Source organism: Microbacterium sp. UMB0228 (assembly GCF_002871415.1).
In the GTDB taxonomy this organism is placed as follows: Bacteria; Actinomycetota; Actinomycetes; order Actinomycetales; family Microbacteriaceae; genus Microbacterium.
In genome coordinates this window covers 252,978-266,130 of the sequence record NZ_PNFU01000001.1, presented here as the reverse complement: position 1 = coordinate 266,130, position 13,153 = coordinate 252,978, and the positions used below count along the sequence as shown (strand labels likewise).

General features: G+C 71.2%; 15 protein-coding genes. 13 read left to right on the top strand and 2 right to left on the bottom strand.

What is annotated here, in order from left to right; translation table 11 throughout:
* Positions 1 to 1,059 (bottom strand): M23 family peptidase (locus CJ226_RS17950; RefSeq protein ID WP_257996434.1); only part of this gene is annotated, 1,059 nt, incomplete at its 3' end.
* Between the two features lie 218 nt (positions 1,060 to 1,277).
* Between CJ226_RS17950 and CJ226_RS01385 the strand changes: the two genes are divergently transcribed.
* Genes CJ226_RS01385 through csrA form a run of 12 tightly spaced genes read left to right on the top strand, consistent with a single transcriptional unit; the run spans position 1,278 to position 10,515 of the window.
* The gene (locus CJ226_RS01385; protein ID WP_062635808.1) at positions 1,278 to 1,532 is read left to right on the top strand and encodes a flagellar FlbD family protein; all 255 of its coding nucleotides are present in this window, start codon (positions 1,278 to 1,280) and stop codon (positions 1,530 to 1,532) included.
* Complete coding sequence (locus tag CJ226_RS01380) at positions 1,532 to 2,347, top strand: motility protein A (RefSeq protein ID WP_025104360.1); 816 nt, start codon at positions 1,532 to 1,534, stop codon at positions 2,345 to 2,347. Before CJ226_RS01385 ends, CJ226_RS01380 begins: the two co-directional genes overlap by 1 nt.
* Complete coding sequence (locus tag CJ226_RS01375) at positions 2,344 to 3,153, top strand: flagellar motor protein MotB (protein WP_102208102.1); 810 nt, start codon at positions 2,344 to 2,346, stop codon at positions 3,151 to 3,153. The genes CJ226_RS01380 and CJ226_RS01375 overlap by 4 nt, the downstream gene beginning before the upstream one ends.
* Positions 3,154 to 3,202: 49 nt before the next feature.
* Complete coding sequence (locus CJ226_RS01370; protein WP_102208392.1) at positions 3,203 to 4,123, top strand: flagellar motor switch protein FliM; 921 nt, start codon at positions 3,203 to 3,205, stop codon at positions 4,121 to 4,123.
* A complete protein-coding gene (fliN, locus tag CJ226_RS01365; protein ID WP_025104363.1) occupies positions 4,120 to 4,779 on the top strand; it encodes a flagellar motor switch protein FliN in 660 nt (219 codons plus the stop codon). Before CJ226_RS01370 ends, fliN begins: the two co-directional genes overlap by 4 nt.
* Positions 4,776 to 5,270 carry a flagellar biosynthetic protein FliO gene (locus CJ226_RS01360; RefSeq protein ID WP_308409678.1) on the top strand — a complete coding sequence of 165 codons (495 nt, stop codon included), beginning with the start codon at positions 4,776 to 4,778 and terminating at the stop codon, positions 5,268 to 5,270. Before fliN ends, CJ226_RS01360 begins: the two co-directional genes overlap by 4 nt.
* Positions 5,267 to 6,076: a flagellar type III secretion system pore protein FliP gene (fliP, locus tag CJ226_RS01355; protein WP_062635800.1), complete on the top strand. Its 810-nt coding sequence runs from the start codon at positions 5,267 to 5,269 to the stop codon at positions 6,074 to 6,076. The genes CJ226_RS01360 and fliP overlap by 4 nt, the downstream gene beginning before the upstream one ends.
* A complete protein-coding gene (gene fliQ, locus CJ226_RS01350) occupies positions 6,073 to 6,345 on the top strand; it encodes a flagellar biosynthesis protein FliQ (protein WP_025104366.1) in 273 nt (90 codons plus the stop codon). The genes fliP and fliQ overlap by 4 nt, the downstream gene beginning before the upstream one ends.
* Positions 6,346 to 6,349: 4 nt before the next feature.
* Entirely contained in the window at positions 6,350 to 7,111 is a 762-nt protein-coding gene (locus CJ226_RS01345) for a flagellar biosynthetic protein FliR (RefSeq protein ID WP_071327509.1), read from the top strand.
* A complete protein-coding gene (locus tag CJ226_RS01340; RefSeq protein ID WP_102208100.1) occupies positions 7,108 to 8,199 on the top strand; it encodes a flagellar biosynthesis protein FlhB in 1,092 nt (363 codons plus the stop codon). The genes CJ226_RS01345 and CJ226_RS01340 overlap by 4 nt, the downstream gene beginning before the upstream one ends.
* Complete coding sequence (locus CJ226_RS01335) at positions 8,196 to 10,259, top strand: flagellar biosynthesis protein FlhA (RefSeq protein WP_102208099.1); 2,064 nt, start codon at positions 8,196 to 8,198, stop codon at positions 10,257 to 10,259. The genes CJ226_RS01340 and CJ226_RS01335 overlap by 4 nt, the downstream gene beginning before the upstream one ends.
* A gap of 4 nt (positions 10,260 to 10,263) precedes the next feature.
* Complete coding sequence (gene csrA, locus CJ226_RS18570; RefSeq protein WP_025104370.1) at positions 10,264 to 10,515, top strand: carbon storage regulator CsrA; 252 nt, start codon at positions 10,264 to 10,266, stop codon at positions 10,513 to 10,515.
* Here csrA and CJ226_RS01325 read toward each other — a convergent pair.
* A complete protein-coding gene (locus tag CJ226_RS01325) occupies positions 10,512 to 12,206 on the bottom strand; it encodes a 2-isopropylmalate synthase (RefSeq protein ID WP_374754507.1) in 1,695 nt (564 codons plus the stop codon). The two genes, csrA and CJ226_RS01325, sit on opposite strands and share 4 nt — an antisense overlap.
* Positions 12,207 to 12,484: 278 nt before the next feature.
* Between CJ226_RS01325 and CJ226_RS01320 the strand changes: the two genes are divergently transcribed.
* Positions 12,485 to 13,153 carry a FadR/GntR family transcriptional regulator gene (locus CJ226_RS01320; protein ID WP_102208097.1) on the top strand — a complete coding sequence of 223 codons (669 nt, stop codon included), beginning with the start codon at positions 12,485 to 12,487 and terminating at the stop codon, positions 13,151 to 13,153.

The following is a 13,153-nucleotide window of genomic DNA, read 5'->3' as shown; positions in this document are numbered from 1 at the left end:
GTGGAAGCTCGACGAGCAGCCCTGCGGACCGCAGATGGGGGTGCGCGGACCGTAGCTCGAGCTGCGCGCACCGCCGTGCGGACGCACCCACCCGCCGTTGCCCGGCGCCCCGCCTCCGCTGCTCGGCGCGCCACCCCCGGCGCTGGGGCGTGCTGCCGCTGCGGCGGCCGCCGCAGCGGCAGCGGCCTCGGCCTCCCGCTTGCGGCGTGCTTCCTCTTCCCGCCGCCGCGCCTCGACACCCGCCTGATAGCCGGCGACCGTCTGCGTCGTGGTGTCCTTGAGCGCCTGAAGCTGTGCCTTCAGCGTCTCGAGGTTCGCGGCCTGCTCGTCGAGCGCTGCCTGGGCGGCATCCGCGGCCTGCTGCGCCGCCACCATCTTGTCCTCGGCGACCTGCTGCAGACGGTCGCGCTCGTCCCTGGCGACCTGCGCCTGTGTGGTCAGAGCCTGCGCGGTGTTGCGCGCCGAGACGGCGTTGTCGTACGTCGTCTGGTTGTACTCGAGGAACTTGTTCATCGTGCCGAGCCGCGACAGCAGCTCGTCGGCGTTGGCTCCCGATCCGGCGAAGAACAGCTCCAGTGCGGTGTCGTCGCCGCCGCTGCGGTAGAGCTGGGCCGCGATCTGGCCGGCCTTCTTCGCAGTCTCGTCGGCGAGCGCCGCCTTCTCGTCGGCCTGAGCCTGCAGGGTGTCGGCCTCGGTGATCGCGGCGAAGTAGGCCTGCTGGGCCTCGAAGAACTCGTCGGACGCGACCTGGGCCGCCGCCTGGGTCTCCGCGACCTTGCTCTCCAGCGACTGGATCAGCCCCTGGATCCGGGTGACCTCGCCCGCCTTGGCCGCTTCATTGTTCTTCGCGCGCTGCACGTCGTCCCAGCTCGGGTACGACGCGGCGTGCGCGGCCGTGACCCCCGATCCGACGCCGAAGGCCGCGAGCGCGACGACACCCAGCGCGCCGATCCCGAAGGCACTGCGGCGACTGATCGGCTGGCTCCACAGCGCCCGCCGCTCGGCAGGCGTCGGCGCGCAGCCGCACTCCTCGGCCGCCGTCGCCGCGGCCTTCTCCACGTTCCGATCCCGCACAAGGCTCCCTTCGCCCGCTGCTCATCGTCTCCCGCCTCTGGTCCCTATCGGCGACGACGCGCCCGCCGTGAGAAAGATCCCGCCGGGTCCCGAGCCCGCGCTAACGCGGCGCAGCACCCGGCCGACAGTCCTCTCCGACAGCCCAGGACGGGCCGTCGGTTCCCCGCTCTCGGGCGGGGCGAGCTTTTTCCAGGATGGAGCCCATGATCGTCCTCACGCGCCTGAACCGTTCCCGGTTCGCGGTGAACCCCGACCTGATCGAACGTGTCCAGGCCACGCCGGACACGACGATCATGATGGTCGACGGCGCGACCTTCGTCGTCACGGAGACGATGGACGACGTGATCGCCCGGATCACCCGCTTCCGCGCCGGGGTCCTGGCGACCGCGGCCGCACTGGTCGCAGCCGGCGACGAGGACGGCGCTCCCGCCGTATCCGTCACGGGAGGGGACGCCTGATGGATCCGTCTCTCATCCTCGGGCTCGTCCTCGCGTTCGGTGCCCTCATCGCCATGATCAACCTGGAGGGCGCGACGATCGGGTCGCTCCTCCTGCCCGCACCGATGGTGCTCGTCTTCGGCGCCACGATCGCGGTCGGGCTGGCCAGCGGCACGCTGCGCGACGCCCTGCACGCCGTGAAGTCCCTCCCCCGCGCGTTCCGCGGCGAGCGCCGCACCGCGCAGAGCACCATCGACACGGTCGTCGGTTACGCGGAGAAGGCCCGCGCCGAAGGGCTCCTGGCGCTGGAGCAGGGGCTGGACGAGGAGAAGGATCCGTTCCTGCGGCAGGCCCTGCAGAGCATCGCCGACGGCACCGACGCGGAAGACCTCCGCGTGCTGCTCGAGGACGAGCTGTCGTCCACGGCCGCCCGCAACCGCACCGCCTCGCGCTTCTACATGACCCTGGGCGGCTTCGCCCCCACGGTCGGCATCATCGGCACGGTCGTCTCCCTCACCCACGTGCTGGAGAAGCTCGACAAGCCGGACACGCTCGGACCGATGATCGCCGCCGCCTTCGTCGCGACGCTGTGGGGCCTGCTGTCGGCGAACTTCATCTGGCTCCCGATCGGCGGCCGCCTGCAGCGTCTGGGCGAGCTGGAGCTCGAGCGCATGACGGTGCTCATGGAGGGCATGCTCGCCGTCCAGGCCGGTGCCGCCCCCGCGCACGTGCGCGAGCGCCTGAGCGCGCTCGTCTCCGACCGTTCCCCCGGCCGCTCCCGCCGCCGCGAGCAGCCGGCGGAGGCGGCGGCCGAGCACGAGGACCTCTTCTCATGAGCGTGCGCCCCCGACGCCGCGTCCAGGAGTCCGAGCACAGCGGGCCGGACGAGCGCTGGATGGCGTCGTACCTCGACATGGTGACGGTGCTGATGTGCATGTTCATCGTGCTCTTCGCCATGTCGACCGTCGACCAGGAGAAGTTCGAGGCCCTGAGCGCGTCCCTCGCGACCGGCTTCGGCCAGGAGCCCTCCGACGACATCGATGTGACCAGCGGCGTCGTCGTGCCGCCCGAGCTCGTGGACGACGAGGGCGAGGACTTCGCCGACACCGGGCTGGAGGCCGCACAGCGCGAGTTCGACGAGCTCTCCGCCCTCCGCGAGCGCCTGCGCCAGGTGCTGGCGGACCGGGGGCTCGAAGCCGACGTCACCTTCACGATCGACGAGCGCGGTCTGACCATCGGACTCGTGAGCGCGGAGACCTTCTTCACCACCAACAGCACGGACCTCAGCCCCGCCGCGACCCAGGTGCTCGATGCGCTCGGGTCGGTCCTCGTCTCGGCGCCCAACGAGATCTCGGTGGAGGGGCACGCCGACGCCCGCGGCTCGGTCGCCCCGTTCCCGACCAACTGGGAGCTCTCCGCCGGGCGCTCCACGCAGGTGCTGCGCTACCTCGTGGAGGCCGCCGGCCTGCCCCCTGCCCACCTCAAGTCCGTCGGGTTCGGCGACACTCGCCCGGTCGCTGCGGGCAGCACGCCGGAGCAGCTCGCGGAGAACCGCCGCGTGGACATCGTCATCCTCTCCGATGCCAGCGAGGAGGTGCGAGCGCTGATCCCGGCTGCGGGTGCCGCGCAGACCTCCCCGTGACCCGTCCCTAACGCACGCCGCTCACCGCCCGATAGTCGGGTTCGTGGTGATGGATGACGGCGTGCGCTCTCGGGCGCGCGCGGAGACGGCGATCGCCGACGTCGAGGTCTACGACTTCGGACGCGCGGCGACGCTGTCGCGCGAGCACGCCCGCACCCTGGAGCTCGCGTTCGAGACGTTCGCCCGGCAGTGGTCGGCCCAGCTCTCCGGCAAGATCCACGTGCGCGCCACCATCGCCGTCGAGCACGTCGGCATGCTCACATACGGCGAGTACGCGCAGTCGCTTCCCACCACGACGACCATGATCGTGTGCGCGCTCCCCGATTCGGACGAGCGCATGATCGTCCAGGTGCCGATCCCGACCGCGACCTCGTGGATCGTGCAGATGGTGGGAGGGCGATCGACGTCCACCGCCGAGGACCGCACCTTCACCCCCATCGAGCAGGCGCTGATCCGATCGCTGATCGCCGACGCCATCGACCACCTCACCGGCAGTCTCGACGGCCTGCTGCCCGCCGGGGTGGCCGTCGCCGGCATCCAGTACAGCTCCCAGTTCGCGCAGGTGGCCGCCGCCGGGGAGCCGGTGATCGTCGCCCGCCTGTCGCTGCGCCACGGCGGCCGGACGGTGCCCGCCAGCATCATGCTCCCCGCGTCGGTCCTCGCCGGCTTCGCGGTACGCGCCTCCGACGCCGACCGCACCGAGACCCCGGGACTGGTCCGGCGGCAGGTGGAAGCCGCCCCGGTCGAGGTGGCGCTGCGGCTGGCCCCCCGCACAGTGCTCCCCCGCGAGGTGCTCGATCTCGCCGTCGGCGACCTGCTGCCCCTGCCGCACGCCGCCGACCGTCCCCTGCTCCTCACCGTGGGCGACCAGACGGTCGCGACCGCCGCCGTCGGCAGCGCGGGCGCCCGGCTCGCCTGCGTCGTGACCGCCACCGTCCCCGAAACCGCCCCCGCTCAGGAGTCCGCGTGATCAGCACCACCGCCTACGAGTCCGCCGTCGCCGCCGCGTTCGCGGCCCGGCTGCCCACCGCCGCACCGGTCACCGCGCGCGCCTCGCAGGTGTCCGGCGACACCGGCGACGCGGTGGTCGCGCAGTTCGTCGGCGAGGCGAGCGCCCAGCTCGCCGTGCAGCTCCTCGACGCCGACGTGCTCGTCGACGGCCTCGGGGACCGCCCGCTCACCGACCGGCTGCTGGACGCGCTCGAGGCCGCGGCGACCGCCCTCGGTCCGGGCCTGCTCGGCGAGGCCGCGGTCGGCGACGCCTCGGCCGTGTTCGCCGACCCGCAGACCCAGCTCTTCGACCTCGTGGACCACACCGAACGGATCATCGGCCGCCTCGCCGTGCGGATCACCCACCGCCCCGCGCGCCCGACCGGGGCCGACGGCCGCCTGCACCGCATCGCGGGTGTCGAGATGGAGCTGACGGTGGAGATCGGCCGCACCCGCATGGCCGTCCGCGACGTGCTCGACCTCGAGCCCGGTCGCATCGTGGAGCTCGATCGCTCCGCGGGCGCCCCCGCCGACGTCAAGCTCAACGGCCGCACGATCGCGCACGGCGAGGTCGTCGTCGTCGACCAGGACTACGCGGTGCGGATCACCCGCATCCTCGAGAACGTCGAGGCCTGACCCTGGACGACCTCCTGCTCGCGCTGCGGGTCGGGCTGTCGCTCGCCGCCGTCCTCGGGCTGCTCTGGTTCCTGCAGCGCCGGGTCTCGAAGACCCAGGCGCGGCGCCGCGACGCCGAGGCGATCACGGTGCTCGGGCGGCAGGGCATCGGCCCCAAGGCGCAGCTCGTGGTCGTGCAGACCGATGACGCCCGCTACGTGCTCGGGGTCACCGAGCACGGCGTGAGCGTGGTCGACCGCCTTCCCCTGCGGCCGGAGCCCGCGGAACCCGCGGCGTCCGAGGAGGGGCGCCCGCCGGCCACCCGCACGGCCGACGACGCCGAGTTCGACCGCATCCTCGCCGCCGCCGCACTCACGAGCGCGCCCCCGGCGGTCAGCCCGGCACCGGAGCTCCGTCGCCGCGTGCGGCACCGCAACGACCCGCTCCGCGGCTCCATCCTCTCCCCCGACACGTGGCGGCAGACCGCCGAGGCCCTCCGGCGCGCACGATGACCGCGATCCGTGCCGTCGATCGCGGTCGCGCCTCGCGGCTGCTCGTCCTCGTCGCGGTCGCGATCCTCCTCGCCGTCGTCCTCGTCGCCCTCTCCGGCACCGCCGCGCACGCGGAGGTCACCCCGGACGACGGCGAGGGCGTGACGATCGACATCAACGGCATCGACGGCGGCCCGTCCGGCTCGATCCTCACCCTCCTGGGGATCACCCTGCTGTCGGTGGCCCCCGCGCTGCTGCTGATGATGACGTCGTTCACGAAGATCTTCGTCGTGCTCGCCATGACCAGGAACGCGCTGTCCCTCCCGACGATCCCGCCGAACCAGGTGCTCGCGGGGCTGTCGCTGTTCCTCTCGCTGTTCATCATGTGGCCCGTGCTGACCGAGATCAACACACTCGCGGTGCAGCCGTACATCGACGGGGCGCTCACGTTCACGCAGGCCGTGGACGTCGGGCAGGCCCCCCTGCGGGAGTGGATGCTGCACTACACGCGCGAGGAGGACCTCGCGCTGATGACCCGGATGGCCGGGCAGGACAACCCGGAGGACGCCGCGAGCGTGCCGATGTACACGCTCATCCCCGCGTTCATGATCTCGGAGCTGCGGGCCGCCTTCATCATCGGCTTCGTGATCTTCGTGCCGTTCCTCGTGATCGACCTCGTCGTGGCGGCGGCGCTGATGTCGATGGGCATGATGATGCTCCCGCCGGTCATGATCTCGCTGCCGTTCAAGATCCTGCTGTTCATCCTCGTGGACGGATGGGGGCTCATCATCAAAGCGCTCCTGGAGAGTTACGGAGGTGTGGGATGAGTCCCGAAGCCGTCCTCGACATCGGTGCCCAGGGCCTGCTGATCGCCGCCAAGCTCGCCGCCCCGATGCTCATCACCGCGCTCGTGGTGGGCTTCGCGATCTCGCTGCTGCAGTCCATCACCCAGGTGCAGGAGGTGACGCTGTCGTTCGTGCCGAAGATCGTCGCGGTGGGCATCGCCCTGCTCATCGCGGGGAACTGGATGATCGCCGAGATCATCGCCTTCACGAACGAGATGTTCGCCCGCATCCCGTCGCTGTTGAGCGGATGAGCCCGTGTTCATCCCGATCGACTTCGCGTGGCTGGAGGCCACCCTGCTCGCCGCCGTGCGCATCACGGCGTTCATCATGATCGCCCCGCCGTTCTCGTACGGGGCGATCCCGGTGCGCGTGAAGGCGATGCTCTCGATCGGACTGTCGCTCGCGGTGGGGGCTGCCGTCGCGCCGGGGTACGAGAGCCTGGACACCGGACCGTTCCTCGGCGCGCTCGTGATCCAGCTGCTCACCGGGGCCCTGCTCGGCTTCCTCGTGCTGCTGTGCTTCTCCGCGGTGCAGGCCGCGGGCAGCCTGATCGACGTGTTCGGCGGCTTCCAGCTCGCCCAGGCCTTCGATCCGGCGGCGATGGTCAACGGCGCGCAGTTCACCCGGCTCTTCCACCTCACCGCGCTGACGCTGCTCTTCGCCTCCGGCGGCTATCAGCTCATCCTCGCCGGGCTCGCCCGCAGCTTCGACGCGGTGCCGGTCGACGGCATCTTCCGCGTCGCGGGACCGACCGAGCTGCTCGTGGACGGGGTGTCCCAGATGGTGCTGGCGGCCGTGCAGATCGCAGGCCCGCTGGTCCTCGTGCTCTTCCTCGCCGACGTCGGGCTCGGTCTCATCACGCGCGTGGCGCCGGCGCTCAACGCCTTCGCGATGGGCTTCCCCGTCAAGATCCTCCTCACGCTCCTGCTCGCGGGCGCCGTGTACGTCGCGTTCCCGGGAATCGTCGACGCCCTCGCCACCCAGGCGTTCCGCCTGATGCAGGGGGTGACACCGTGAGCGGCTCGGACAGCGGCGAACGCAGCGAGAAGGCCACCGAGAAGCACCTCCGGGAGGCCAGGCAGAAGGGCCGGATCGCCCGGAGCCAGGACCTCACGGCGTGGCTCGGCATCGGCGCCGCTGCCGTGATGATGCCCGCCGCCATCGCCGCGGGGACCGCCGCCGGCACCGAGCAGCTGGTGACCCTCGCCGGACTCATGCAGGCACCCTCTCCGGAAGCCGCCCTCGCCGCCCTGGGGCGGGCCCTCGCCTCGGTGCTGCCCACGCTGGGCGCGCTGCTGGCCGCGGTCGCGATCGTGACGCTGTTCGGCGCGGTGGTGCAGGGCGGCGTGCACCTGCGGAAGCTGTCCGGGCGCTACGAGCAGTTCAACCTCGTCTCCGGAGTGCGGCGGGTGTTCGGCTTGCAGGCACTGTGGGAGGGGGCGAAGGCGCTGCTGAAGACGGCCGCCATCGCCCTCGCCCTGTGGGTCGTCATCTCCGGGCTCATGCCCGTGCTCACGGCGAGCGGCGCTCACTCGATCTCCCGGCTGCTCGGCACCGCGGCGGACGGCACCGCGGCACTGCTGCAGACCGCGATCGCCGTGGGTCTGGTGCTCGCCGCGATCGACATGTTCGTCGTGATGCGCCGCAACCGCAAGCACACGCGCATGACCAAGCGCGAGGTGCGCGACGAGAACAAGAACTCCGAGGGCGACCCGCTCATCCGGCAGCAGCGCCGGTCGCGTCAGCTCGCGGTGAGCCGCAACCGCATGATCGCCGCGGTCGCCGGCTCCGACGTGGTGGTTGTCAACCCCACGCACATCGCCATCGCGCTCGAATACGACCCCGGCACCTCCGCCCCGCGGGTCGTTGCGAAGGGCAGCGGCGTCATCGCCGAGCGCATCCGTGAGAAGGCGCTGGAGTCCGGCGTCCCCCTCGTCCGCGACATCAGCCTCGCCCGCGCACTGCACGCCGCGTGCGAGCTGGGCCAGGAGATCCCCGAAGACCTCTACAACGCCGTGGCACGGGTCCTCGTGTTCGTCGACGCGCTGCGGCGCCGAGGCGCCGCCCGCGGCATCCACTCGCTCCCCTACCGGAGGACCGTATGAAGAAGCTCCTCACCACGCTCGGGGTGCCGATCGGCGTCGTCGGCATCATCATGCTGCTCGTCGTCCCGGTGCCGCCGTTCCTGCTCGACGTGCTGATCATCCTCAACATCATGTTCGCGCTGGTGATCCTGCTGACGTCCATGTTCGTGAAGAAGCCGCTCGACTTCTCGGTGTTCCCCTCGCTGCTGCTCGTGGCGACGCTGTTCCGGCTCGGGCTCAACGTCGCCTCCACCCGCCTCGTGCTGGGCGAGGCGTACGCGGGACAGGTGATCGAGGCGTTCGGGGCGATCGCGGTGGGCGGCTCGCTCATCATCGGCGCCGTCGTGTTCCTCATCCTCGTCGTCATCCAGTTCGTCGTGGTGACCAAAGGTGCAGAGCGCGTGGCCGAGGTCGGCGCCCGGTTCACGCTCGACGCGATGCCGGGCAAGCAGATGGCCATCGACGCCGACCTCAACGCCGGCCTCATCAGCGACACCGAAGCCCGCGAGCGCCGGGCGGAGGTCGCCGCCGAGTCCGACTTCTACGGTGCGATGGACGGCGCCTCGAAGTTCGTCAAGGGCGACGCGATCGCCGGACTCGTGATCATCATCATCAACCTCGTCGGCGGCATCGCGATCGGCCTCGTCCAGCACGGCATGTCGATCGACCAGGCAGTGAGCACCTACAGCCTGCTCACGATCGGCGACGGTCTCGTCACCCAGATCCCCGCGCTGCTCATGGCGGTCTCGACCGGCATGATCGTCACGCGCTCGACCGCCGAGGCCGAGATGGGATCGGCGGCGTCGACGCAGCTCGGCCAGTCGCGCAACGCCCTCATCATCGCGGGATGCGCGGCCATCGTCATGGCGCTCATCCCCCACATGCCGATGCTCCCCTTCCTGGTGATCGGCGCCCTGCTGCTGCTCATCGCCCAGCGCATCACCGCGACCCGCAAGCGGGAGGAGGCGGAGGCGGCGCAGGCACCCGCTCCCGCGCCGGTGGACCAGCCCGAGGAGCTCATCGAGCGCATGCGGGTGCACCCCCTCGAGATCCTCCTCGCCCCGGACATCGTCGATCTCGTCACCGGCGGCCCCGACGACCTCCTCGCGAGGGTCAAGGCGCTGCGGCGGCGCATCGCGCTCGACCTCGGTCTGGTCACCCCGCCCGTGCGCACCAGGGACAGCATCGAGCTCCCCCAGGCGACCTACGTCATCCGCATCGCGGGCGTCGAGACCGGGCGGGGCACCGCGCCGACCGGATCGGTGCTCGCTCTCGGACAGGGACTGGACAGCCTGCCGGGGACCGCCGCCCTGGACCCGGTCTTCGGTCTCGAGGGCAAGTGGATCCCGATGGAGATGCGGCACAGCGCGGAGTTCGCCGGGGCCACCGTGATCGACAGGGCGAGTGTCATCATCACGCACCTGTCGAGCGTCATCCAGACGCACGCCGCCCGGCTGCTCACCCGGGAGGACGTGCGTCAGCTCACCGACGCGCTCAAGCAGGTCTCGCCGTCGGCGGTCGAGGAGCTCACCCCCGCGCTGCTGTCGCTCGCGGAGGTGCAGCGCGTGCTGCAGGGGCTGCTCGCCGAACGTGTGCCGATCAACGACCTCAGCCGCATCTACGAGGCGCTCGCGCTGCGTGCCAAGGTCTCGACCGACCCGGAGGGACTGATCGAGGCCGCCCGTGCCGCGCTGGGGCCGGCCATCGCCTCCCGCTTCGCGGAGGACGGCACCCTCCGGGTCGTCATGATCGCCCCGCTGCTGGAGCAGGCGATGTTGGAGAGTCTCCGCCCCGGCGACGAGGGCTCGCAGATCGTCTTCGACCCGCCGCGGATGGAAGCGGTGATCGCGTCGGTGAAGCAGGCCGTGGCCGCGCAGACGGATGGCGGTGAACCGGTGCTCGTGTGCGCCCCCTCGCTGCGTCCGGCCGTGCGACGGCTCGTGTCGGCCCAGACCGACGGCCTCCCCGTCCTCTCCTACACCGAGGCGACGTCCGCATCGCTGACGATCGAGACGATCGGCGTGGTCCGCGACTCCTCCACCGCGTCGCTCGGGGCGGCCCCCGCCGCACCAGTAGGCTGAACGAATGCTGGTGTTGACGAGGCGGATCGGTGAGAGCGTGCGCATCGACGGCGAGATCGAGGTCACGCTGCTCGACATCAAGGGCGACAGCGTGCGCATCGGCGTCAAGGCCCCGCGCGAGACCCGCATCCAGCGCACCGAGATCATCGAGGCCGTCGTCGCCGAGAACGTCTCCGCCGCCGCCGACACCGACGCGAGCGCCGCGGACGCCATCACCGCGGCACTCGCGCGAGGGCGCGAGAAGCAGACCCCCTAGGCCCCGCGGGCCGGCGTCGTCGCGGCGCGGCGCTCCGCCGCGTTCCGCACGGCGTGCAGGGTCGCCGTCAGCACGGAGCGGTCGCGGCCGGCCGCCCATTCCGAGCGTGCGCCGTCGCGGTACTCGATCAGGGTGAGCGCGTCGCTCTCCGTGCCCGTTCCGATGCTCGTCTGGTGCAGACTCAGGACCTCGACGGGCAGACCGATTGCCGCGAGCGCCGTGCCCAGCGCCTCCACCGGACCGACGCCGTCGTGGCGGGTCCACGTCTCGACGCCGTCGGCATGGAGCGTGATCGTCGTGCACCCTCCCGCGACGTCGGCATCCGCCCGCAGCCTCAGCGGTCTCGTGTCCGCGCTCGCGAGGTAGGCGGCGTCGAAGATGTCCCACACCTCCGCGGCCGTGATCTCGCGTCCGGTCTGCTCGGTGCGCCGCTGGACGAGACGGGCGAGGTCGATCTGCAGGCGCCGCGGCAGCTCGATCCCAAAGGCGTCTTCCAGCAGGTACGCGATGCCGCCCTTCCCGGACTGCGAGTTGACGCGGATCACGGCGTCGTAGCTGCGGCCGATGTCCGCCGGGTCGATGGGCAGATACGGCACGTGCCATTCGATGTCGCCCTCGGCGCGGCCTTCCTCCGCGGCACGGGCGCGATGCTCCGCGAACCCTTTCCGGATGGCGTCCTGATGGGTGCCCGAGAAGGCGGTGTGCACGAGGTCGCCGGCATACGGGTGCCGCGCATGGATGTCGATGCCGTTGCAGTGTGCGACGGTCCGGCGGATCTCGTCGATGTCGGAGAAGTCGATCATCGGATCGACGCCCTGCGCGTGGAGGTTGAGGGCGAGGGTCACGAGGTCGACGTTGCCGGTGCGCTCCCCGTTGCCGAAGAGGCACCCCTCGACCCGCTGCGCGCCGGCGAGGACGGCGAGTTCCGCGCAGGCGATACCGGTGCCGCGGTCGTTGTGCGGATGCACGGAGAGGATGACCCCGTCGCGACGGCCGAGGTTGCGGTGCATGTACTCGATCTGGTCCGCGTAGACGTTCGGGGTCGCGACCTCGACGGTCGCCGGCAGATTCAGGATCACGGGGCGCTCGGGCGTCGCGTCCCACAGGGTCGTCATCGCCTCGCACACGTCGAGGACGAAGTCCGGCTCGGTGAGGGTGAACACCTCGGGAGAGAACTCGAAGCGGACGTTGTCGAGGTCTCCCGCGAAGCGGAGCACGTCCTGCCCGCCGGTGAGGATCAGCGCCCTCAGCCCCTCCCTGTCCTGGCCGAGGACGACGTCGCGCCACGTCGGCGCCGTGGCGGTGTACATGTGGATGACGACGGGGTTCCGGATGCCTCGCACGGACTCCACGGTGCGCTCGATCAGGTCGCGCCGCGCGGGCGTGAACACCACGATCGTCACGTCGGCAGGAGCGAGGTCGGTCTCGGCGAGGAGCCGGACGAAGTCGTAGTCCGTCCGGGAGGCCGAGGGGTACCCGACCTCGATCTCCTTGTAGCCCATCGCGACCATGAGCTCGAAGAAGCGCCGCTTGCGGGCCGGGTCCATCGGCTCCGCCAGCGCCTGGTTCCCGTCACGGAGATCCACCGGGACCCACAGGGGTGCCTGCGTCAGTCGTGCGCTCGGCCAGGTCCGCGTCTGCACCGGTACGGCGACGCGGGAGTACACGTCGCGATATCGATGCGAGGGCATCTGCGAAGGCCGCTGTTTGTTCCAGTGCGGGGCATCATCGGGGAGGGCGCCGGACGGGGTGGCGAGGGTCGGGAAGGCGCGGCGTGGGGTCATGGTCTGGTTCCTGTTCAGATCGCGGGGAAGGCGACCGGCGCGTCCTGCGCCCCACGACGGGGAGCCGGTCTGACTAGACCCCGTCGTGGCGACGAAGAAGGAGGAACCCGAGTGTGCGCATAGGGGAAATGTAGCACAACTTCTCAGACAAGCAGAGCAGTTGATGGGCCTGCGAGAATGGACCCATGACGACCGTGCGCCGTGAATCCCTCGCCGAACAGGCCGCCGAGCTGCTCCTGGCACGGATCGGAGCCGGTGAATGGACGATCGGCGGCAAGCTGCCCGGCGAGACCACACTCGCTCCGCAGCTCGGCGTGGGTCGCTCGACGGCACGCGAGGCGATCCGCATACTGGCCGGGCGCGGTGTGCTCGCCACCCGCCAGGGCGCGGGCGTCTTCGTCACGGCCGTCGAGCCCATTCCGACCTGGGATGCCGTCCTCGACCGCGCCGACATCATCGCGGTCCTCGAGGCCCGCACCGCGATCGAAGTCGAGGCCGCGGTGCTCGCTGCGGAGCGCCGGACCCCGGCCGACCTCGACGAGCTGAGGCGCACGCTCGCCGAACGCGACCGTCGACGCACGGACATCCGCGCGCACGTCGAGGCGGACATGGCCTTCCACCGGGCCGTCGTCGTCGCCTCCGGCAATCCCGTGCTGCGAGAGCTGTTCGACGGTTTCGCCCCGCGCTCGCTGCAGGCCATGATCGACATGCTGCGCATCCGCGGCCATCACGGCGACGCCGCCGACCAGGACGCGCACGCGCGTATCGGCGATGCGATCGCCGCACGCGACCCCCGGACAGCCGGCGCCCTGACCCGCGAGCACCTCGATACGGTGAAGAGGCTGTTCGGCTGA